This is a genomic window from Cribrihabitans neustonicus, from assembly GCF_048820895.1.
Lineage (GTDB): Bacteria > Pseudomonadota > Alphaproteobacteria > Rhodobacterales > Rhodobacteraceae > Cribrihabitans_A > Cribrihabitans_A neustonicus.
In genome coordinates this window covers 185,855-207,011 of record NZ_JBMERQ010000003.1, presented here as the reverse complement: position 1 = coordinate 207,011, position 21,157 = coordinate 185,855, and the positions used below count along the sequence as shown (strand labels likewise).

Below are 21,157 nucleotides of genomic sequence, written 5' to 3'. Positions count from 1 at the left end.
AAATTTGTCCTTTCGCTAACGAAAGTGAGGGACAACGGACGCGGCAAGGACGGAGACGCTAATGGTACAAAACAACAAAGTCTTGACCGTATCCTACGGGACCTTTTCCTGCACCTTGGAAGGGTTCGAAGATTCCTTCGGCACGATGAAGGCCATCGCCGAGTACTTCCGCGACCTCGCCTCCGACGACCGATATTTCGGTGCCGAGCCGCCGCAGCCCGACGCCGATATGCTCGCCCGCATCGCCCAGCGCGAGATCGCCCGCCAGGTCGAGGCCCGCAGCAGCGGCGGCGGCATCCACCTGCGTGCCGCAGCGCCTTCCCTGGCCTCCGCGCCCCCTCCGCCTGCCGCGGGCGGAACCCCGCATCCGGCGCCACAGCCCGAGGCAGATAGTACCGAGGCACCGGAGGCCGAACCCGCGCCCGCCGCCGTGCCTCATGCTGCCCCGCAGGCAGCGTCCGAGGAGGCCAAGGAACCCGAGACCGAAGCCGTTCAGGAGTCCGCGCCAGACGGGCTGCCCGCTGTGGCCGGGGAGCTCCCGCCCGAAGCCGAAGCCGAAGCCGAAGCCGAAGCCGAAGCCGAAGCCGAAGCCGAAGCCGAAGCCGAAGCCGAAGCCGAAGCCGAAGCCGAAGCCGAAGCCGAAGCCGAAGCCGAAGCCGAAGCCGAAGCCGAAGCCGAAGAATTCTTTGCCGCAGGCTCCGCCCGGTCCAGCGAAACTGCACCAGCCGCGCAGGATTTTGCGCACGATGAGCCGCAAGATGAGCCGCAGGGGACGCTTTCTCCTGACAGCATCGCCGCCAAGCTGCAGCGCATCCGTGCCGTCGTGGCCCAGCGGGGGCCGGAAAGCGAATTTCTTGAAGACGAGCACGCCGACAGCATTCTCCAGGATGCCGCCGCCGAGATCTCCCAGGCGATCGAGCAGGACGGCCGCGAAGAAACCTCCACGGTCGAGGACGAGCCCGACGCGGAAATCGCCCGCGCGCTGGACCGCCTGGACCTGGAAGGCCCGCGGGACAGTTCCGGACCGGATGTGGCGGAAGAGGCCGAAGCGGAATCCGCGGAAGGTCCCGAAACCGCTCCGGAGCCCGCTGCGCCGGCAGGACCGCGCATAGCCAAGGTGAAGCGCGCGGATTTCGAAGCCGCCGTCGCCAGCGGCCGCCTTGAGGAAATCACCGCCGGGCTGACGGCGGAGAGTAACGAGCCGCAGGAGCAGCCTCTCGACGCAGCGGAATCGCTTCTCTCGGATGAAGACGAGGCCGACCTGATGCGCGAGCTGGCCGAGGTCGAGGCCGAACTCCTCGCCGCCGCGGCTGCAGTCCCGGAAGAAGAGGAGCAGGCTGAAGCCGTCCCCCCCGCCGGTCCCGAAGTGCTGGCGGAGGACCGGCTGACAGGCACCGCCGCTGCCGGGGACGCTCCCGCCGGAGCCGCTCCGGCGGAGGATGCCGCGGCAGATGAAAGCGGCGCTCCTGACCGCGCGCAGGCTTCGGTCGACAATGACGTGAACCGCCTGATGGCCGCGGCTGACGCCCGGCTGGACGATCCCGAAGCCGCATCCTCGCGCGAGACCTACAGCCATCTGCGCGCCGCCGTGGCTGCCGCCGAGGCCGACCGCTCCAGCGACAGCGGCGACGGTGCCGAACCCTACCGCCAGGACCTCGCCAGCGTCGTGCGGCCGCGCCGCCCGGAAGCCGCCGGCCGAACCGGCGAACGCCCGGCCCCGCTCAAGCTTGTGGCCGAGCAGCGCATCGGCGAAGCGGACGTGCCTTCCGGCGCAGCCGCTCCTGTCCGCCCGCGCCGGGTCTCCGAGGACGTGCTGGGCAAGGAAAGCGCCGAAAGCGCCAGCGGTTTCGCTGCCTATGCAGCGGAATGCGGCGCGGCTGGGCTGCAGGATCTGCTCGAAGCGGCCGCGGCTTACATGAGCTTTGTCGAAGGCCGGGGCCAATTCTCCAGGCCGCAGCTGATGAACAAGGTGCGCAGCGCCGGCAGCGGCCAGTTCAACCGTGAAGATGGACTGCGTTCCTTCGGCCAACTGCTGCGCGAGGGCAAGATTGAACGCTCGGGCAACGGCCAGTTCACCGCTTCGGGCGAGATCGGCTTTCAGCCCGGCAGCCGCGCCGCAGGCTGAGCTCTCAGGACCGGAAACAAGAAACGGCGCCCCTCGAGGCGCCGTTTCTTGGCCGGACACCGTCCTGCGGAGGTCTCCAAGGCAGCGGCCGCTTTCTGACCGGAAATACCCGCGGTGAATTGGCCGCAGGCCAAGAGGGGCAGCGCCCCTCCCCTATTGCATTACTTCTTGCCGGTATCGGACCCGGACACTGCCCCGGGATCTTCCTTGCCAATCCCGCGGAAGACGAACTTGAACGGCAGCGCCCAAAGCACGCCAAGCACGATGTAGACCGCCAGCTCCACCAGCAGCGGCGGGCGGCCGAGCCAATTGAGCACAGTCACCGCCGCCACCACGTAAAGCGGCAAGCCGACCAGCAGGATCACCAGCGACCACAGCCGCCGGGCCCTGTAGCTCAGCCCTTTGCCCGCAGCCATCAGTCTGCGAACGGGTCGGTCACCAGGATGGTGTCGTCCCGCTCCGGGCTGGTGGACAGGAGCGCCACGGGGCATTCGATCAGCTCTTCCACCCGGCGCACGTATTTAATCGCGTTGGCGGGCAGATCGGCCCAGCTGCGCGCGCCTTCGGTCGACTCGCTCCAGCCCGGCATCTCCTCGTAGATGGGGGTGCAGCGGGCCTGCTGATCGGCAGCGGTGGGCAGATAGTCCAGCCGCGCGCCGTCGAGTTCGTAGCCGGTGCAGATCTTCAGCGTCTCAAAGCCGTCCAGCACGTCGAGCTTGGTCAGCGAGATGCCATTGATGCCGGAAGTGGCGCAGGTCTGGCGCACCAGGCAGGCGTCGAACCAGCCGCAGCGGCGCTTGCGGCCGGTGGTGGTGCCGAACTCGTGGCCGCGGGTGCCGAGACGGTTGCCGTCCTCGTCATCCAGCTCGGTCGGGAACGGGCCTTCGCCGACGCGGGTGGTATAAGCCTTCACGATGCCGAGCACGTAGTCGATCGAGCCCGGGCCGATGCCGACGCCGGTCGCGGCCTGGCCCGCGATAACGTTGGAGGAGGTGACAAAGGGATAGGTGCCGAAGTCGATGTCCAAGAGCGCGCCTTGCGCGCCTTCAAACAGGATCCGCTTGCCGGCCTTGCGCTTCTCGTTAAGCACCTTCCAGACCGGGGCGGCGAAGGGCAGGATTTCCGCGGCGATTTCCTTCAACTGCGCGATCAGCGCGTCGCGGTCGACCGGGTCGACACCGAGCCCCTTGCGCAGCGGGTCATGGTGCTGCAGCGCGCGGTCGACACGTGCTTCCAGGGTGGCCTCGTCGGCGAGGTCGGCAACACGGATGGCGCGGCGGCCGACCTTGTCTTCATAGGCCGGGCCGATGCCGCGGCCGGTGGTGCCGATCTTGGTGCCCTTGGAGGCCGCTTCCTCGCGCGCACGGTCCAGCTCGCCGTGCAGCGGCAGGATCAGCGGGGTGTTCTCAGCGATCATCAGGGTCTTAGGGGTGATCTCGACACCCTGTCCGCGGACGGTCGCAATTTCCTTAACCAGGTGCCAGGGGTCCAGCACCACGCCATTGCCGATCACCGACAGTTTGCCGCCGCGCACCACGCCCGAGGGCAGCGCGTGCAGCTTGTAGACCTTGCCGTCGATCACCAGCGTGTGGCCGGCGTTGTGGCCGCCCTGGAAGCGCGCGATCACGTCTGCGCGCTCGCTCAGCCAATCCACGATCTTGCCTTTTCCTTCGTCGCCCCACTGGGCGCCGACTACGACGACGTTGGCCATATCCGGTCCTTTTGCACTCTGGTTGAAACCAGCCCCCCCTATAGCCCTGCCGCCCCGGCATTGGAACCGGATTTTTGCCGCAGGGGCTTTCGTTCATTAGTGAGCTGCGCATTGCCGACGCGTGCGGCGGCGATCCGACGGGACGTTTCCGGCAGTTTATCCCGGCAAAGTCCGTACGCCTTCGCGAGGGCACCACCCAGCCTCAGCCAAATCGCCGCCGCGTGGGCGCGCGCCGGCAATGCGCGGCGGCCTTCGGCCTTGTTCCGCGCTTGGTAATCAACTGCACCAGATCCGCAGCTAAGAGAAGCTTAAGGAGTAGCTCAATCGGCGCTTGAATTCGCTTACCCAACCCGCCGCCTATGGCATGTGCCCACTGGTCAGTCCGCCAGCCGCACCGGCGCGCCGTGCGGGGTCGAGAGATAGGCTTCCTCCCAGCGCCCGCGCACCTCTTCCACCTCACCGGCCGGGGCGGCGCCGTCCTCCGCCAGCACTGCCTCCAGCGTTTCCAGCCAGGCGCGGAAGTAGTCCTCGCCCCCGTCCAGCTCCCGCGACAGCCCATGCCGTTTCAAGGTGGCCGAAAAACGCGGCACCCAGTCCGCCCAGCTGAAGCGCCCGGCCTCGTTCAGGTGCACGGTCAGCGCAAAAACCTGGGCATGCCAGGGCTGTTCGAAGACCGGCCGCGGGGCTGAGATGTCAGGGCAGCCGCTCATACCGGTTCCAGGTAGCTTTGCCAGATGTCGAGCACCACGTCGTCCTCGGGGTGTTCCGGATGCGTCCAGAGCGCGCTGGCGCTGAAACGCACGGCATAAAGCGGCTCCGGCGCTTCGCCCAGGCCATGGGCGCTGCTGTCCGGGAGCACGTGGCTGCCGTGCAGCCGCTGGATATAGCCCGCGGCACCGGCGGCATAGCGGGGCAGACGGCTGTGGCCGCCCGCGACCAGCCGGTTGCCAGCCGGCAGGCGCACCCGCACTGCCTGGCCTGGGGAGAAGCGCGGCGCAGGCCCGCCAGAACGGTTCGCCGGTCCGCCCTTGGCCAGCACCGCGCCCACATCAGCTGCCTTCAGCGCCTTTTCCGCCAGCGCATGCAGCCCGGCGCCCTTCCCTTCCAGCTCCGCGCGCGTGAGCACGCCTTTCTCCACCAGGAGATCCGCCAGCGCGGCGATCCATTTCTCGTAGTAGCTGAAGCGGGTGTAGTCCTTGGGCGACAGCCGCTCGCGCGCGTGGCGGGAGGTGTCGATGTTCCACTGCCCGAGCGCGCCGCAGGCAAGCGTGACCGCCAGCGCGCGGGCGTGCCAGTCCTCGGCAAAGACCGGGGCGTCCTCCGGCTCGGAAGTGACAGGTCCATCGCCGAATCGCCCGCCCATGTCGTGCACGCGGGTCATGGTGCGCCGCCTTCGGGGGCGCGCGGCAGTCCGGTGCCGATCATGCTGTCACGGGTGACCAGCGCGGCAAGCGCGTCCTCGTCCAGGCCTTCGCTCCCCGGGGGGCGCATCGGCAGCACCAGGTAGCGGACCTCGGCGGTGGAATCCCAGACCCGCACGGCAGTGTCTTCCGGCAGCGTCACCCCGAATTCCGCCAGCACCGCGCGCGGCTCGCGGATGGCGCGGGCGCGGTAGGCATCGGACTTGTACCAGCCGGGCGGGATGCCGAGCAGCGGCCACGGGTAGCAGCTGCACAGGGTACAGACGACCATGTTGTGGCGCCGTTCCGTGTTCTCCACGACCACCATATGCTCGCCCTGGCGCCCGTAATAGCCAAGTTCGGCCAGCACCGGGTCCGGGTCAGTGAGCAGCGCCGCGCGGAAGTCCGGATCGGACCAGGCCCTGGCGACCACGCGGGCGCCGTTCTGCGGGCCGATGCGGTTTTCATAGGTATCGATGATCTCGTCCAGCGCCGCCGGGTCGACCAGCCCCTTGCGGGTGAGAATCGTCTCCAATGCCTTCACGCGCAGTGCGGGATCGGGCGGCAGCAGGCTGTGCGGGTGGCCAGTATGATCATGGGGCATGGACAAAACTTTGCCCCGCACGCGCATACCACGTCCAGCCCGAACTTCTCCACCTGAGGCGCAGGACCACACGTCACACTGCCCGCCTCAAAACTCTGGCGAGCGGCCCGCACCCGGGCTGCTCCGGCGGAAGCCAACTCCGCCCTTGCCCCTCCGGGCAATCTTCCCTATTTACCGCCCGGTACTCAGCCAACCGCCGCAGGGACCCATGGAAAACGTTGTTCTCATCATCCATCTTCTTCTGGCTCTGGGCCTGATCGCCGTTGTGCTGCTGCAGCGGTCCGAAGGCGGCGGCCTGGGCATGGGCGGCGGCGGCGGCGCTATGACCGGACGGGCGGCCGCGACCGCACTCAGCAAGCTGACCTGGGTGCTGGCAGTTGCCTTCATCGGCACCTCGATCACCCTCACCGTTTTGGCGGCGCAGAAGTCGGCAGGCAGCTCGGTTGCAGACCGCATCCTCCTGCCGGGCGCAGAGACCGCTGACGAACCGGAGGCGCCAGTTGCGCCCCTGGGCAGCGACCTTCTGCCGCCGGCGCAGGGCGATGACGCACCGCTGGTGCCGAGCGCCGACTAAACTACTAGACCTAGCCAGGATTTGAGGGACCGCAACAGCATCTTGCGGTTCCCTTGCGTTGCTTGCGCGAATCCTTTATGAATGAAGTCCCGTGATGCTGCGGTTTTTAGTGCTATTCTGGAAACCGCCGGGCAGCTAGATTCTGACTTCTCACGGGGGCAGCCGAACACTCATGGCGCGTTTCATCTTCATCACTGGCGGTGTTGTTTCATCTCTGGGCAAAGGCCTCGCTTCGGCGGCACTTGGGGCGCTTCTGCAGGCCCGCGGATACTCCGTCCGCCTGCGCAAGCTGGACCCCTATCTGAACGTCGACCCGGGCACGATGAGCCCGTTTGAGCATGGCGAAGTTTTCGTCACCGACGATGGCGCCGAAACCGACCTCGACCTCGGCCACTACGAGCGTTTCACAGGGGTGCCCGCCCGCAAGACCGACTCGATCTCGTCGGGCCGGATCTACACCAACGTGCTGGAGAAGGAGCGCCGCGGCGACTACCTGGGCAAGACCATCCAGGTCATTCCGCACGTCACCAACGAGATCAAGGACTTCATCTCCATCGGCGAGGACGAGGTCGACTTCATGCTCTGCGAGATCGGCGGCACCGTTGGCGACATCGAGGGCCTGCCCTTCTTCGAAGCGATCCGCCAGTTCGCCCAGGACAAGCCGCGCGGGCAGTGCATCTTCATGCACCTGACCCTGCTGCCCTACATCAAGGCCTCCGGCGAGCTGAAGACCAAGCCGACCCAGCACTCGGTGAAGGAGCTGCGCTCGATCGGCCTCGCGCCCGACATCCTGGTCTGCCGCTCCGAGGGCCCGATCCCGGTGAAGGAGCGCGAAAAGCTGGCGCTGTTCTGCAACGTGCGCCCCGACAGCGTGATTGCCGCGCAGGACCTGAAGTCGATCTACGAAGCGCCGCTGGCCTACCACCGCGAGGGCCTCGACCAGGCGGTGCTGGACGCCTTCGGCATTGCGCCCGCGCCGAAGCCGAACCTCAGCCGCTGGGAAGATGTCGCCGACCGCATCTACAACCCGGAGGGCGAGGTCCGGGTGGCCATCGTCGGCAAGTACACCCAGCTGGAAGACGCCTATAAATCCATTGCCGAAGCGCTCACCCACGGCGGCATGTCGAACCGGGTTAAGGTGAAGATCGAATGGGTCGACGCCGAGCTTTTCGACAAGGAGGACGCTGATCCCTACTTGCAGGGCTTCCACGCGATCCTGGTGCCCGGCGGCTTTGGCGAGCGCGGCACCGAGGGCAAGATCAAGGCGGCGCAATACGCCCGCGAGAACAAGGTGCCCTATCTCGGCATCTGCCTCGGCATGCAGATGGCGGTGATCGAGGCAGCGCGCAATGTGGCGGGCCTGGCCGAGGCGGGCTCCGAGGAGTTCGACCACGAGGCCGGCAAGAAGCGTTTCGAGCCAGTGGTCTACCATCTGAAGGAATGGGTGCGCGGCAACCAGACCGTGGAGCGCAAGGTGGGCGATGACAAGGGCGGCACCATGCGGCTCGGCGCCTATGACGCGACGCTCGCGGAAGGCTCGAAAGTGGCCGAAGTCTACGGCAGCACCCACATCGAGGAACGCCACCGGCACCGCTACGAGGTCGACACCAAGTACCGCGAGAAGCTTGAGGAAGCCGGGCTGAAGTTCTCCGGCATGTCGCCGGACGGCCGCCTCCCGGAGATCGTGGAGTGGTCGGATCACCCCTGGTTCATCGGTGTGCAGTTCCATCCTGAGCTGAAGTCGAAACCCTTCGCGCCGCACCCGCTGTTCGACGATTTCGTGCGCGCAGCCAAGCAAGCTTCGCGTCTGGTGTAAGGCTTGCTGCGGCTGGCGGGGCTCTCCCGCCGGTCGCATGCTCATAACAGATGAGCAGCTCCTGTTGGGCCCGGCGCCGCTTTGCGGCGCTGGGAGAAACAGGAAAAAGGCAGGCCAAGGGCCCGCCTTTTTTGCATTTTAATTGTTTCAGAGTGCCGTGTGGCGGTTGCCAGGCCCTTCAGAAAAAGCAGCCATAGCCTCATGCGGTGATCGGCGCCGGGCGACAAACGGAGCCGGAAGCATGACGCTGTTTATCGGCCAACTTCGTTGCCCGAAGGGCGGCTTCAGAACCCGTGCATCCGCTTGGCCCACTGATAGGCCACCACCAACCCCTTCATCCGCGGCAGCATGATCAGCGACGCCGCCACTGTGACCGCCGACAGGATCAGCGCCAGCGTCCAGGGGTCGGGGCGCAACTGCACATAGACGATGTGCAAGACGAAGCCGAGGATGTGGCCAACCACCAGGATGGTCAGATAGGCCGGGCCATCGTCGGCGCGCTGGTGGTGCAGCGCCTCGCCGCAATGGGCGCAGCCGTCGTTCACCTTGAGATAGCTGTGCAAGAGCTTGCCTTCCCCGCAGGCCGGGCAGCGCAGCCTCAGCCCCCTCAGCAGCGCAGGCTTCAGCGCCCGCGGCGTTTCCTGCTGTCCGTCGCTCACCTGCGTCTGCATCGCACTTCCTCCCTGAAACTGCCGCCTGATACAGCGATTCCCCGCCTCGATGCAATCAATATGCGATCATTCCTGTTGCATGACGGCTTTTCATGAGGCATTAAACCAATCAATCTCGATACAATACGGCATGTGCGCCGCCAGCAGGAGACCCGGCAGGTGAAACAGTGGATTCCCGAGCTTGCTGACCGCTTCGCCCGCGCCGGGCACGAAGCGCCGCAGCCGCGGTACCTGGAGATTGCCGAGGCCATCGGCGCGGCAATCCGCCGCGGCGACTTAAGTCCCGGCGACCGGCTGCCGCCGCAGCGCCGGGTGGCGCAGGCGCTGGCGGTGGATTTTTCCACCGTCTCGCGGGGATACGCGGAGGCCGTGCGCCGCGGCCATATCGAAAGCTTCGTCGGCCGCGGCACCTTCGTGAAAGCCCCCGAGACCCTGCCCCCGAGGCCCGATCCCGAGCGCGCCCGCGAAGAAGACCCGATGATGAACATGCCGCCGGAGGTGGACGATCCGGCGCTCGTGGCGCGGATGCAGGCCGGGCTGGCGCAGGTCTCGGGCGACCTGATTTCCCTGTTGCGCTACCAGTCCGTTACCGGCAGTTCCCAGGACCGCGCCCGCTCCGCGGCCTGGATGGAGGCAAACGGGCTGCCTGCGGCGCCGGAGCGGCTGGCGGTCACCCCCGGATCCCATGCGAGCCTCTTTGCCATCCTCTCGGTTCTGGGCGAGCCGGGCAGCACCGTACTGTGCGAGGAGGTAACTTACCCGGGGCTGCGCTCCATCGCGGCACGACTCGGGCTCAGGCTGCAGGGCGTGGCGGCGGATGCGGACGGAATCCTGCCCGGAGCGCTGGAGGCGGCGATCCGCAGCCACTGGCCCGCGGCGCTCTACCTGAACCCGACGCTCAACAATCCGACCACCCGCACGATACCCACGGCCCGCCGCGCGGAGATCGCCGCGGTACTGCGTGCGCAGGAACTGCCGCTGGTGGAGGATGACGCCTATTGCTTCACGGCGCCGGAGGCGCCCGCGCCTATTTCCTGTCAGTTGCCGGGGCAGAGCTGGCATGTGGCTGGGCTGTCGAAATGCCTCGGCGCCGGGCTGCGGCTCGCCTGCACCACTGTGCCGAAAGCGGAGGCTATGGGGCAGTTTTCGCAGGCCTTGCGGGCAATGCATGTAATGGTCTCCCCCTTGAGCCTCGCGCTGCTGGGACAGTGGATCGAGGATGGCACCGCCGCGGAGATCCAAGGCTTCGTGCGCCGCGCCGCTACGGAACGGCAGGCATTGGCGGCGGAAGTGCTGAGCGGCTGCAGCTACGCCTCGGAACCCGGCGCCTTCAACCTCTGGCTCGACCTGCCCCGCGGCACCAGCCGGGCCGAGGTGATGGGCCGGATGGCGGGATGCCGCATCGGCCTGATGCCCAGCGATGCCTTCACGGTGACCGGCGCGCCAGCCGAGGCGATGCGGGTCTGCCTCGGCGGCCCGATCCCACTGGACGCGCTGCGGCGCGACCTCGCCGCGCTGAACGATGCGGTCTGCCGCAAGGACTGGCTGGGCTGACCCCGCGCCCGGGTGCAGGCGGCGCCACCGGACAAGGCCCCGCCCTGCGCGCAGAAATCGCCATTGTGTTAGCGCAACACCCCGTTGTTTCCGGTTCAATTCGCGCTATAGACACGGCAGGACATCCCACCTTTCCAAGAGAGTGACGCATTATGGCAAAAGACGCTTCCACCTGGCAGGACCAATACGACCGCATCGCCACTGGCAAGGGCTTCATTGCCGCGCTTGACCAGTCCGGCGGATCGACCCCGAAGGCGCTGAAGCTCTACGGCGTCGAAGAGGACGCCTATGCCAACGACGACGAGATGTTTGCCGAGATCCAGAAGATGCGCGCCCGCATCATTACCGCACCTGAATTCAGCAGCGGCAAGATCATCGGCGCGATCCTGTTCGAAAAGACTATGGACAACGCCATCGACGGCATCCGCGTACCCGACTATCTGTGGGAGAAATGCGGTGTAGTGCCCTTCCTGAAAGTCGACAAAGGCCTCGTAGACGAGGAAAACGGCGTCCAGGTGATGAAGCCGATCCCGGACCTCGATGCGTTGCTCGCCCGCGCCAAGGAAGCGGGCATCTTCGGGACCAAGATGCGCTCGGTCATCAAGGAGGCCAATCCTGCGGGCATAAAGGCCGTGGTGGCGCAGCAGTTCGAGGTGGGCCGCCAGATCGCAGCCGCCGGGCTGGTGCCGATCATCGAGCCGGAGGTGGACATCCACGCCGCGGACAAGGCCGCGATCGAGGACATCCTGAGGGCAGAGATCCTCGCCGAGCTGAATGCCCTGCCCGCAGACACCAAGGTGTCGCTGAAGCTGACCATCCCGACCAAACCGGGTCTCTATGACGAACTGGCCGATCAGGCCAACGTGGTCCGGGTAGTCGCGCTTTCGGGCGGCTATTCTACAGATGAGGCCTGCGAGAAGCTGGCGCAGAACCCCAAGATGATCGCCTCCTTCAGCCGGGCGCTGACCGAGGGGCTGAAAGTGTCGATGAGCGACGAGGAATACAACGCCGCTCTCGCCGCCAACATCACCCAAATCTACGAGGCATCGGTGTAAGCGGCTCAGAGGCCTCGCACAGTTAGCCTGAACGGGCCGCGCTCCAACCGGGCGCGGCCCTTTTCACACCGGTCCCGTCTTGCCGCCAGCACAGGAGACAGCTGCATGCAGTATCTGAACAGCTCTACCGGACGTGAAGAGGACATCATTGGCCTCTTCACCGCTGCCTTCACCGCCTCAGAAGGAGCGGAAGAAGGCGCGCTGATCGGCCGGCTCGTTCGCGGGTTCCTCTCCAGTACCGCCCCGGAGGACATTCACATCTTCCTCGCTGAAGACGGCACGGAGCTGATTGGCAGCGCCATCTTCACCCGCCTCACTTTCGCTGAGGACAGCCGGACGGCCTTCATCCTCTCGCCCATGGCGGTGGCACCTGCCCGCCAAGGGACAGGGGTGGGCCAGGGCCTGCTGCGCCATGCATTGGAGGCGTTGCGCGGCGCCGGGGTGGAAATTGCCATCACTTATGGCGACCCGGCCTTCTATAGCAAGGTTGGCTTCAAGCCGATGGACCCGGCCGAGGTGCCCGCGCCGCACCCGTTGAGCCAGCCCGTTGGATGGATCGGGCAGTGCCTGTCAGGCGGCGCGATGCCGCCGCTGGCCGGCCCCTGCATCTGCGTCCCGGCGCTGGACGACCCGGCTCTCTGGTAACGGTGGCGGCACTGTTCAGCGGCTGCAGCAGGCGGCGACCGCCAGCGCCAGACCGGTGCCGAAGGGCAGCCAGAAATGGCGGGCGGCGGCGGCGCTGAACCAGCTATCCGAACCGGTTGCGCCCAGCATCCAGAGCCAAAACCCCAGCGCCGCGGCCGAGATCAGCAGGCCCAGGCAGACCGCTAGCCGCCGCATCGCTTTAGGCATGGCAGCCGCGGCCTGCAGTATCTGGCCCTGCGCCTATCAGCCGTTCCGGAGTCACCTGCCGCGCCGCCGCTCAGGCCGCCTCGGTCAGGGACGGGCGCAGCCCGGTGCAGTCGACGGCATACCGGTTAGCGACTAAGTAGCGCAGCGCCTCCTCGCGGCTCTGGAAACTCAGCGCCTCGTCGTAGAAATAAGTAATCCGGTTTTCCGTGCGCGACAATAGACCGCCGCTTTCGAACTGGATGAACCATTTGGTCTGTACTGCCCGAAGGTTGTTTTGAACTACTCGCATTGCCTCACTCCTTTCTGAAGCCCGGCTCCGGGCGACCGCCGCCGCCCGAAACCGGATCCACCACGGATCGCAAGACGGCAGGGACTCCCATGCCCCGCGAAGGCAGCTGCCGCCCGAAGAAATTGCGGCTGGCCAGGCCCTTCTGCGCCTTGCTGGAGACACCCTCGCCCCCCGGAGGTTATCAAAGGGTTAACGTGCATTTGCGCTGGCTTTACGCGGCATTTTCCCGCCGGCAGACGGCGGCTTTTTGCCGGTTGAAGCACATTTCGGAAAAATTGAGCGAAATTCGGCATTGCAATTCAAGGCAATGGGTTTGGCCGTTGCGGGACGGCCTGCCGCTGTCCTCAGGCGAAGTTGGGGCGCCGCCCTGACAGCCCGGCCGCCACCGCCTCCATCTGGTCTGGCTTGCCGATCAGATCCAGCTGCTCTGCGCTTTCTCGCAACAGCACGTCGGCCCGGCTGGCGCCGCTTTCGGCGTAAGCGATAAGCCGCTTCGCGGCACGGATGGCTGAGGGGCTGCGGGCGGCGATCTCTGCTGCCAGCTGCCGCGCCCGGGCCAGCGGGTCTTCGGCCAGCTCGGTCACCAGCCCCCAGGCGAGCGCCTTTTCGGCCGGAACCGTCTCGGCCGTGTAGGTCAGGCGGCGCAGCACGTCCGGCTGAACAAGCCCCGGCAACAGCACCATACCGCCCATGTCGGGCACCAGCCCCCATTTCATCTCCATCACCGACAGCCGCGCGTCCGGCCCCGCGACGCGGATATCGGCGCCGAGCGCCAGCTGCAGCCCGCCGCCGAAACAGGCGCCCTGCACCGCCGCGATCACCGGCACCGGCACCCGGCGCCAGACCATCGCCACTTCCTGCATCTCGTTCGCGTCTTCATGGCTGCGCTCCATCAGCCAGGCCGCGAGGTCGCGCTGCATGAAACCCGCAAAACTTCCGAGGTCGAGCCCGGCACAAAAGCTTTCGCCCTCGCCCGAGAGCAACACCGCGCGCGCATCGGAGGCGGCCACCTCCTGGCCCGCGGCGATGATCGCCTTCACCATCGCCTCGTCGAGTGCGTTGCGTTTATCGCCCCGTGTCAGCGTCACATGCGCGATATGGTCTTTATAGCTGATGGAAACCCGGCTCATGGCGCTCTCCCTGTTCTGCTGGCCCTGTGCAGCCATGTCGCGCCAGCCTGCCTCGCGGCGGCCGCGGAATCCACCGGAACGTCGGGGCAGGACGTGTGCGGCAGCGGCGGGAAACTGGAGATTTTCGGGCCGGTGTTCTGCGTTCGGAAAATTCCCGCGCCCGCCCCCGCCGCAGTGCCTATGGCCATGCCGCGGGGGCTTGCGGGGAGGTCGGCGAAACGCTTATCTGCGCGCATGACTGGACCCCGTTACACCCCGCTCGTCAGTGCTCTGCCCGCCACCGTGCCCTTTGTTGGGCCCGAAGCCCAGGAGCGCGACCGAGGCGAGCCCTTTGCCGCCCGTCTTGGCGCCAACGAGAACATATTCGGTCCCTCTCCGCGCGCTGTCGCGGCCATGGCGAAGGCCGCGGCCGAGGTATGGAAATACGGCGATTCCGAGAGCCACGACCTGCGCCACGCCCTGGCGGCGCAGCATGGTGTGCGCCCCGGCAATATCCTCGTGGGGGAAGGCATCGACGGGCTCCTGGGCTGCCTGGTACGGCTGATCGTGGGGCCGGGTGATGCGGTGATCACCTCGCTGGGCGCCTATCCGACCTTCAACTACCATGTCGCGGGCTTTGGCGGCACGTTGCATACTGTGCCCTACAGGGGCGATCACGAGGATCCCGAGGCGCTCTTCGCCAAGGCGTGCGAGACCGGGGCCAAGCTGGTCTACCTCGCCAATCCCGACAACCCGATGGGCAGCTGGCACGGTGGCAGGACGATTTCGCCGCTGCTCGACCGCCTGCCCGAAGGCTGCCTGCTGGTACTGGATGAAGCCTATGTGGAATGTGCCCCCGAAGGCACCGCCTGGCCGGGGCGCGCGGATGACCCTCGGGTGATCCGCTTGCGCACGTTCTCCAAGGCATACGGGCTGGCCGGCGCGCGGATCGGCTATGGCATCGGCCACGCGGACTTGATCGCCGCCTTCAACAAAGTCCGCAACCATTTCGGCGTGAACCGGATCGCGCAGGAAGGCGCGCTGGCCGCTCTGAAGGATCACGCCTATCTGACCGAGGTGCTGGAACGTATTGCCGCCGCCCGCAGCCGGATTGCCGCAATTGCCACGGCCAACGGCCTCGAGCCGCTGCCCTCGGCGGCCAATTTCGTCGCTATCGACTGCGGCCGCGGCGGTGCCTTCGCACGCGCGGTGCTGGAGGTGCTGTCGGCCCAGGGGGTGTTCGTTCGGATGCCCTTTGCCGAGCCGCAGAACCGCTGCATCCGGGTCAGCTGCGGGCCGGATGCAGCGCTCGACGCCTTTGCCGCGGCCCTGCCGGTGGCGCTGGCGGCGGCACGGGCGGCAGGCTGATTTCCGCCACCCGGTAACAAAGATCAACCGGGTTTTACCGGACATTCACCCCTGCCGGACTACTCTCTTGAACAGTATCTCTGGGTAACCTGTTCTGGGAGTATGGCCATGCGCGAAACCGAACGGCCGGACGGCACACCGGATCTGTTCACCGCTGCGATCACCTTTGCCGGAATGAACCTGATGTGGGTCTTCTTCGTGGTCTGGATGCTTTACGGGATGGTGCCGGTGCTGGTGCTGGCAGTGCTGATCAACCACTTTATTTCACGCCTGGAGGCCCGTCTGGCCGACGGTGGAGCCTGACCGCAGGCAGCGGCTGGCGAATGCGCGCCGCCTGCAGGGCAGCTGGCCGCAGAAGCTGACTGCCGAGGGCTGACAATGCCAGAAAGGTTTGCCGGAGCGCCGACGACCAAACGCCCCCCGCAAAACCCGGCCGACGGCAAGTCCTGGCCCCGGCCGGGTCCGGGGCCGTGTTCCGGGGCGGTCCGGTCTAAGATTGGGGAATTGCACTTGCGGCGGTGACTGCTCAGCCTCCGCTCAGCGCCCCGGCCGCTGCAGTCAGGGCACCGTTCCCATGCGGGATCTCGAGCGCCTTCAGTCCAGCGTCGATTCCGCCCAGAAGCCCCATCACCATATGGCCGTTCACATGCCCCATATGGCCGAGCCGGAAATAGCCGTGCCAGGCTTCGCTGCGCGGCGGTGCCATGCCGAGGCCGATGCCGAGCGTCAGCCCCAGCGACCGCTCCAGCCATTCACGCAGCCGCGTGCCGAGCGGAGCGCCAATCTGCAGCGCGGTAACCGCGTGTGAGCGCAGCGCCCGGTCGGACACGTTCAGCCGCAGCGGCCCCTCGGCGCTCCAAGCCTCGCAAGCAGCCCAGATGACGCGGGCGAGACGCGCGTGCCGGTTCCAGACGGCCTCCACACCTTCTGCGTGGATCAGCTCCAGCGCTTTGTGCAGCCCGTAAAGGTGATGCGTTGGCGCGGTGCCGCCGAAGTACTGATAGAACTCCCCGGGGTCGGCGCGCGGCGCCCAGTCCCAGTAGCGGCTGACTCGCGGCAGCGCAGCGCGGGCGGCGGCAGCGCGTTCGTTGAAAAACACGAACCCCAGACCCGGCGGCACCATCAGCCCCTTCTGGCTGGCCGAGACCATCACGTCGACGCCCCACTCGTCCATTTCAAACCGTTCGCAGCCCAGCGAGGCGATGCAGTCGGCCATCAGGAGCGCCGGGTGCCCGGCCGCGTTCAGAAGCTGCCGCAGCGCGGGGATGTCGTTGCGGATCGAGCTGGAGGTATCCACATGCACCGCCAGCACCGCCTTGATCCGCTGCCCCTTGTCCGCCGCCAGCCGCGCCGCGATCTGTTCCAGATCCCAGGCCGCGCCGGTGCCGAAATCCAAAAGCTCGGCCTCAATCCCCAGCGCGTCCGCCATTTCCGACCAGCCGATGCCGAAACGGCCAGAGGAAGGCACCAGCACCTTGTCCCCCGGCTGCACCGTGTTTTGCAGCGCTGCCTCCCAGGCACCGTGGCCATTGGCGATGTAGATCGCCACATGATGAGCGGTGCGCGCCACCCGCTTCAGGTCCGGGATCATCGCGGCGGTCATTTCCACCAGCTCGCCCGCGTAGATGTTGGGCGAGGGCCGGTGCATCGCCTGCAGCACCGCATCCGGCATCACCGAAGGCCCCGGAATCGCCAGATAGGGCCGTCCTGCCGAAACATTTCCCCATGTGCTCATTGCCGCAAATCTCCGCCTGCTGCCGGGGGCCTGCCGCCGCCGGATCCTGTCGCCGGTACAGTAACCTCACCGGCGCGGCGGTCAATTCCCCTCCGGGTTGAACCGCTTGCGCCCCGACGCTTGGCTGCTTAAATGGCTGTGGCAAGTCAAAGAAGGCCTGAGATGTCCCGAATTCCCTGCCGGACCCGCCGTATATGAGCAAGCCCGAGTACAAATCAGCACGCGAGCTTTTGGGCTGGCTGTGGCGCGGCTACCTGCGCAAATACATCGGCCTTCTGGGGGTGGCGGTGATATTCATGATCCTCGAGGGTGCGACCATGGGCGCGCTCGGATACATGATGCAGCCGATGTTCGATCTGGTCTTCGTGCAGGGCAACACCGGCGCGCTGTTCTGGGTGAGCCTGGCCTTCCTGGGCATTTTCACCCTGCGCGGTGTCTCCAGCGTTACCCAGAAGGTGCTGCTGAGCAAGGTCTCCCAGACGTCCGCGGCGCATCTGCGTAAGGACATGCTGGCGCGGCTGATCCGGCAGGACCCCGCCTTTCACCAGATGTATCCGCCGGGGCTTCTGATCCAGCGGGTGCAAGGCGATGTGAATGCCATCGACGCGGTTTGGCGCGCCATGATCACCGGCGCGGGCCGCGATGTGATGGCCCTGATCGCCGTACTGGCGGTGGCGGTCAGCATCGACTGGCGCTGGACCGCGGTGCTGCTGATCGGGGTGCCGGTGCTGCTGCTGCCAATCAAAATGGCGCAGCGCTACGTGCGGAAGAAAGCATCGCTGGCGCGCGATCTCAGCGCTTCGCTGACCACCCGGCTGGACGAGATCTTCCACGGCATCGTGCCGATCAAGCTGAACCGTCTGGAAACGTACCAGAATAATCGCTTCGGAAGCCTGATGGACCGGCTGGTGACGGCCGAGGTGAAATCGGCCTTTGGCACGTCGTCGATTTCCGGCATGACCGACATCATGGCGGGGGCCGGCTTTATGGCGGTGCTGCTTTACGGCGGCTCCGAGATCATCGCGGGCGAGAAGACCGTCGGCGAATTCATGAGCTTCTTTACCTCAATCGGGCTCTCTTTCGAACCGATGCGGCGGCTCGCCAATATCTCGGGCATCTGGCAGGCTGCCGCCGCCTCTCTGGAGCGGATCAAGGAGCTGCTCGATGCACCGATCCTGCTGACCGAGCCTAAGAGCCCGCAGCCTGCCCCGCAGGGCCTGCCGGAGATCAGCCTCACGGACGTCGATCTCAGCTACGGCGACTCGCAGATCCTGCACCAGCTGTCTTTCATCGCCGAGGCGGGCAAGACCACTGCGCTGGTGGGGGCGTCGGGCGCGGGGAAGTCGACGATCTTTAATCTGCTTACCCGCATGGTGGACCCCCAGGCCGGTTCCGTCACAGTGGGCGGTGTCGAGGTGAACAATCTCCGCACCGACGACCTTCGGGCCCTGTTTTCCGTGGTGACGCAGGACGCGATGCTGTTTGATGAGACGCTGCGCGACAACATTCTGCTGGGCCGTACCGATGTGACGGAGGAGGAACTGCAGGCGGCACTGGAAGCTTCGCATGTGGCGGATTTTCTGCCGAAGCTGGCGCACGGGCTGGAAACCAAGGTGGGGCCGCGGGGTTCGGCGCTCTCCGGCGGGCAGCGCCAGCGGGTGGTGATCGCGCGGGCACTCCTGCGCAACACGCCGGTGCTGCTGCTGGACGAGGCGACCTCGGCGCTCGATGCGCAATCCGAAAAGGTGGTGCAGCAGGCGCTGGACAAGCTCGCGGGGGGGCGCACCACGCTGGTGATCGCGCACCGGCTCTCGACCATCCGCAACGCTGACAAGATCGTGGTAATGGACCGCGGCCGGGTGATGGATCAGGGCACGCACGACGAACTCCTGGCGCGTGGCGGCATCTATGCCGATCTCTACAGGCTGCAATTCCAGGAGGGCAAGACGGTGATCGACCCCAAGGGCGTGCGCCCGCAAGCGCCGCGTCGGCAGCTGCGCCAGGAGTCGCGGCCGACCTGGTTCCGGCGGATGGCCCGGCTGATGTTCGGCTGATGTTCGGCTTAGGCGCGCGGAGGACGGCTCTACTTGCGGTAGGCGCGCGCCAGCGTCTCAGGATCGGCGCCCAGAATATAGCGTACGAGGGTCAATAGGTTGCGGCCGCCGCGCCGGAGCCAGCCTTGCTGCTCGTAACGCGCCGCACTGGTAAGCGCCGCGGCGGGCAGGCAGGTTAGCCGCGGCAGCCTGCGCACCAGCGCCACATCCTCCATCAGCGGCTGGTCCGGGAAGCCGCCGGCCGCGTCATAGTCCTGCCGCCGCACGAGCAGCCCCTGATCTCCGTAGGGCAAGCCGAACAGCCGGGCGCGGAGGTTTGCCCAGCCAGCAATCCAGGCCGCGCCTGCGCCGCGGGCGCGGAAGCGGAGCCGGAAATAGGCGGGCCGCCCCTGCCCGTCCTGCAGATGCTTTGTTACCGCCGCTGCCCAGCCTGCCTCCAACTGCGTGTCGGCATGCAGGATGAGCAGCCATTCGCCCTGCGCAGCGGCGCAGCCCCGCCTGAGCTGGCCACCTCGGGAAGGCGCGCCTTTTAACCACTGCGCCCCTGCCTCCGCGGCGATTTGGCGGGTGGCGTCCCCGGATCCGCCATCGCTCAGGATCAGTTCCCGGATCAGCCCGGCGCTTAACCCTTCCATCAGCGCCGTGAGACAGGCGGGCAGCTCCTCTTCGGCGTTGAGGGTGGGAATCACGATGCTCAGCGGTGCGGGCATGGCGGGTTTTCCTGTTCTCTTCCCCCCCAGTTCCTATATCACGGGCGCAAGAGTTGAAATGCCTGGGGAACCACGACATGAGCGACCGTTGTATCCTGCGCCTGAGCGGCGCCGACACCCGCAGCTTCCTGCAGGGGCTTGTCACCAATAATGTGGACCGTCTGGACCAGGGGCTGGTCTATGCCGCGCTCTTGACGCCGCAGGGCAAGTATCTAGCCGATTTCTTCCTTGTGCCGGAGGGCGATGCGGTGCTGCTGGACGTGGCCGCGCCCCTGGCCGAGGGGCTGAAGAAGAGGCTCGCAATGTACAGGCTGCGCGCCGATGTGCAAATCGGGGAGACCGAGTTGAAGGTACAGCGCGGTACCGGCCCTGCGCCGGAAGGCGCCTTTGCCGATCCGCGCAATGCGGAGATGGGATGGCGGCTGTATGGCGCTGAAGGCGGCGATGACGGCAGCGACTGGGACGCGATACGGGTCCGCCACTGCATCCCGGAAACCGGAGTGGAGCTGACCGGCGACACCTTCATTCTGGAAGCGGGTTTCGAGGCACTGAACGGTGTCGACTTCCGCAAGGGCTGCTATGTCGGTCAGGAAGTAACCGCACGGATGAAACACAAGACCGAACTGCGCAAAGGGTTCCGCACTGTCAAGGTCGAGGGAAAAGCCCCCGCAGGAACCGAAATCACCGCAGGCGGCAAGCCGGCAGGCGCGCTTTTCACCCAGTCGGGCGGCCAGGGCATCGCCTACCTGCGCTTTGACCGCGCGGGCGGGGACATGCAGGCGGGGGACGCCCGGGTTTCCTGGCACGGGTAAGCGCGCAGCCTTCTTACCCAGCGCTCCTCCCATGCTCTTCCGCAGGCGGCAGGGGCCTGTTCATGTCCCTTGGCTATCCTGCCCGCAAAATCCGGCCCTTTCCCTCTTCCGGCCGGGAGCAACCGCAAGGAGGAAGACATGCGCCTGTTATTTGCCCTCGGGCTTGCCGCCGCAGCCACCGCACCGGCGGCCGCGGAATACTGGAGCTACCGCGACTGGCACACATTGGTTGAGGCCGTAGCCACCGGCGAGGATCTGCGCCGCAGCTGCACCGCCTATACTGGTGGCGACGGAATGCCGACATTACGGATCGAAGTCTCCGACGGCGATGGCGGGCCGCCGGACTTCTACCCGATGGCACGGGTAACCGAGACCGCGCCCCGCCATTACTCCACTTTGATGGAGCCGGGCCAGACGGTAGAGTTTCTTTTCGACCATGGCGGTGCAGCCTATGGTTCCGCCTCGGTCTGGACCAGCCGCGAAGGCCTGATTTCGGCCGAAAGCCAGCTGCAACCTGCTATGCATCTGCCCATGTTGCTGATGATGAGATCCGGCAGCCAGGTTGAAATTCGGACCGGAGGGAAGCCCTTGCTCACTGCCTCGCTGAACGGATTCACCGCGGCCTATGGCAGGATGATGGATGAATGCGGCTTCAGCCTGGAGCTACCCGGCTGAAGCCCAACACCAAAGCCCCGCGCGGGTGGCGCGGGGCTTGAAG

The 21,157-nt window shown here is 66.5% G+C and carries 22 protein-coding genes; 11 read left to right on the top strand and 11 right to left on the bottom strand.

Features of this window, described 5'->3' with window-relative positions; translation table 11 throughout:
• The first annotated feature begins 82 nt into the window (after positions 1 to 82).
• Complete coding sequence (locus tag ACOHWE_RS10470; RefSeq protein ID WP_420666201.1) at positions 83 to 2,125, top strand: chemotaxis protein CheA; 2,043 nt, start codon at positions 83 to 85, stop codon at positions 2,123 to 2,125.
• Between the two features lie 161 nt (positions 2,126 to 2,286).
• On the opposite strand, the gene ACOHWE_RS10465 is transcribed toward ACOHWE_RS10470, so the two are convergent.
• The 5 genes from ACOHWE_RS10465 to nthA form a co-directional block, all read right to left on the bottom strand.
• Complete coding sequence (locus ACOHWE_RS10465; RefSeq protein WP_420666199.1) at positions 2,287 to 2,541, bottom strand: DUF2842 domain-containing protein; 255 nt, start codon at positions 2,539 to 2,541, stop codon at positions 2,287 to 2,289.
• On the bottom strand, positions 2,541 to 3,836 hold the full coding sequence (locus ACOHWE_RS10460) for an adenylosuccinate synthase (RefSeq protein ID WP_420666198.1): 1,296 nt from the start codon (positions 3,834 to 3,836) through the stop codon (positions 2,541 to 2,543). Before ACOHWE_RS10460 ends, ACOHWE_RS10465 begins: the two co-directional genes overlap by 1 nt.
• 377 nt (positions 3,837 to 4,213) lie before the next feature.
• Positions 4,214 to 4,546, bottom strand: coding sequence for a nitrile hydratase accessory protein (locus ACOHWE_RS10455; RefSeq protein ID WP_420666197.1), 333 nt, complete (start codon positions 4,544 to 4,546; stop codon positions 4,214 to 4,216).
• Positions 4,543 to 5,217: a nitrile hydratase subunit beta gene (gene nthB, locus ACOHWE_RS10450; RefSeq protein WP_420666196.1), complete on the bottom strand. Its 675-nt coding sequence runs from the start codon at positions 5,215 to 5,217 to the stop codon at positions 4,543 to 4,545. The genes ACOHWE_RS10455 and nthB overlap by 4 nt, the downstream gene beginning before the upstream one ends.
• Positions 5,214 to 5,840, bottom strand: coding sequence for a nitrile hydratase subunit alpha (gene nthA, locus ACOHWE_RS10445; protein WP_420666194.1), 627 nt, complete (start codon positions 5,838 to 5,840; stop codon positions 5,214 to 5,216). The genes nthB and nthA overlap by 4 nt, the downstream gene beginning before the upstream one ends.
• Before the next feature lie 208 nt (positions 5,841 to 6,048).
• Here nthA and secG point away from each other — a divergent pair, with 208 nt between their 5' ends.
• Both secG and ACOHWE_RS10435 read left to right on the top strand, forming a co-directional pair.
• A complete protein-coding gene (gene secG / locus ACOHWE_RS10440; RefSeq protein ID WP_420666192.1) occupies positions 6,049 to 6,414 on the top strand; it encodes a preprotein translocase subunit SecG in 366 nt (121 codons plus the stop codon).
• 172 nt (positions 6,415 to 6,586) lie between these two features.
• Positions 6,587 to 8,230 carry a CTP synthase gene (locus ACOHWE_RS10435; RefSeq protein WP_420666190.1) on the top strand — a complete coding sequence of 548 codons (1,644 nt, stop codon included), beginning with the start codon at positions 6,587 to 6,589 and terminating at the stop codon, positions 8,228 to 8,230.
• Between the two features lie 284 nt (positions 8,231 to 8,514).
• Here the strand turns inward: ACOHWE_RS10435 and ACOHWE_RS10430 are convergent, their stop codons facing one another.
• Positions 8,515 to 8,901, bottom strand: a complete 387-nt coding sequence (locus ACOHWE_RS10430) for a DUF983 domain-containing protein (protein WP_420666188.1) — start codon at positions 8,899 to 8,901, stop codon at positions 8,515 to 8,517.
• 159 nt (positions 8,902 to 9,060) lie between these two features.
• Between ACOHWE_RS10430 and ACOHWE_RS10425 the strand changes: the two genes are divergently transcribed.
• From ACOHWE_RS10425 to ACOHWE_RS10415, 3 genes are all read left to right on the top strand, one after another.
• Positions 9,061 to 10,455, top strand: a complete 1,395-nt coding sequence (locus ACOHWE_RS10425) for an aminotransferase-like domain-containing protein (protein WP_420666187.1) — start codon at positions 9,061 to 9,063, stop codon at positions 10,453 to 10,455.
• Between the two features lie 152 nt (positions 10,456 to 10,607).
• Complete coding sequence (locus tag ACOHWE_RS10420) at positions 10,608 to 11,510, top strand: fructose bisphosphate aldolase (RefSeq protein WP_420666186.1); 903 nt, start codon at positions 10,608 to 10,610, stop codon at positions 11,508 to 11,510.
• Positions 11,511 to 11,615: 105 nt separating this feature from the next.
• A complete protein-coding gene (locus tag ACOHWE_RS10415) occupies positions 11,616 to 12,155 on the top strand; it encodes a GNAT family N-acetyltransferase (protein WP_420666184.1) in 540 nt (179 codons plus the stop codon).
• Between the two features lie 15 nt (positions 12,156 to 12,170).
• On the opposite strand, the gene ACOHWE_RS10410 is transcribed toward ACOHWE_RS10415, so the two are convergent.
• The 3 genes from ACOHWE_RS10410 to ACOHWE_RS10400 all read right to left on the bottom strand — a co-directional run bounded on the left by ACOHWE_RS10410 (position 12,171) and on the right by ACOHWE_RS10400 (position 13,781).
• A complete protein-coding gene (locus ACOHWE_RS10410) occupies positions 12,171 to 12,362 on the bottom strand; it encodes a hypothetical protein (RefSeq protein ID WP_420666183.1) in 192 nt (63 codons plus the stop codon).
• Between the two features lie 70 nt (positions 12,363 to 12,432).
• Complete coding sequence (locus tag ACOHWE_RS10405) at positions 12,433 to 12,651, bottom strand: hypothetical protein (RefSeq protein WP_420666182.1); 219 nt, start codon at positions 12,649 to 12,651, stop codon at positions 12,433 to 12,435.
• Between the two features lie 344 nt (positions 12,652 to 12,995).
• Positions 12,996 to 13,781 (bottom strand): crotonase/enoyl-CoA hydratase family protein, encoded by a 786-nt coding sequence (locus tag ACOHWE_RS10400; RefSeq protein WP_420666180.1) that lies wholly within the window; start codon positions 13,779 to 13,781, stop codon positions 12,996 to 12,998.
• Between the two features lie 234 nt (positions 13,782 to 14,015).
• Between ACOHWE_RS10400 and ACOHWE_RS10395 the strand changes: the two genes are divergently transcribed.
• Entirely contained in the window at positions 14,016 to 15,128 is a 1,113-nt protein-coding gene (locus ACOHWE_RS10395) for a pyridoxal phosphate-dependent aminotransferase (protein ID WP_420666179.1), read from the top strand.
• A gap of 102 nt (positions 15,129 to 15,230) precedes the next feature.
• On the top strand, positions 15,231 to 15,431 hold the full coding sequence (locus ACOHWE_RS10390) for a histidinol phosphate aminotransferase (RefSeq protein ID WP_420666178.1): 201 nt from the start codon (positions 15,231 to 15,233) through the stop codon (positions 15,429 to 15,431).
• Between the two features lie 223 nt (positions 15,432 to 15,654).
• On the opposite strand, the gene ACOHWE_RS10385 is transcribed toward ACOHWE_RS10390, so the two are convergent.
• Positions 15,655 to 16,863 (bottom strand): pyridoxal-phosphate-dependent aminotransferase family protein, encoded by a 1,209-nt coding sequence (locus tag ACOHWE_RS10385; RefSeq protein ID WP_420666177.1) that lies wholly within the window; start codon positions 16,861 to 16,863, stop codon positions 15,655 to 15,657.
• A gap of 194 nt (positions 16,864 to 17,057) precedes the next feature.
• On the opposite strand from ACOHWE_RS10385, the gene ACOHWE_RS10380 reads away from it, so the two are divergent.
• Entirely contained in the window at positions 17,058 to 18,917 is a 1,860-nt protein-coding gene (locus ACOHWE_RS10380) for an ABC transporter ATP-binding protein (RefSeq protein WP_420666175.1), read from the top strand.
• Between the two features lie 29 nt (positions 18,918 to 18,946).
• On the opposite strand, the gene ACOHWE_RS10375 is transcribed toward ACOHWE_RS10380, so the two are convergent.
• The gene (locus ACOHWE_RS10375) at positions 18,947 to 19,627 is read right to left on the bottom strand and encodes a TIGR04283 family arsenosugar biosynthesis glycosyltransferase (protein WP_420666174.1); all 681 of its coding nucleotides are present in this window, start codon (positions 19,625 to 19,627) and stop codon (positions 18,947 to 18,949) included.
• Between the two features lie 77 nt (positions 19,628 to 19,704).
• Here ACOHWE_RS10375 and ygfZ point away from each other — a divergent pair, with 77 nt between their 5' ends.
• Together ygfZ and ACOHWE_RS10365 are read left to right on the top strand one after the other, a co-directional pair.
• Positions 19,705 to 20,439, top strand: a complete 735-nt coding sequence (gene ygfZ, locus ACOHWE_RS10370) for a CAF17-like 4Fe-4S cluster assembly/insertion protein YgfZ (RefSeq protein WP_420666172.1) — start codon at positions 19,705 to 19,707, stop codon at positions 20,437 to 20,439.
• A 138-nt stretch (positions 20,440 to 20,577) separates the two neighbouring features.
• Complete coding sequence (locus ACOHWE_RS10365) at positions 20,578 to 21,114, top strand: hypothetical protein (RefSeq protein WP_420666171.1); 537 nt, start codon at positions 20,578 to 20,580, stop codon at positions 21,112 to 21,114.
• Positions 21,115 to 21,157 lie beyond the last annotated feature (43 nt).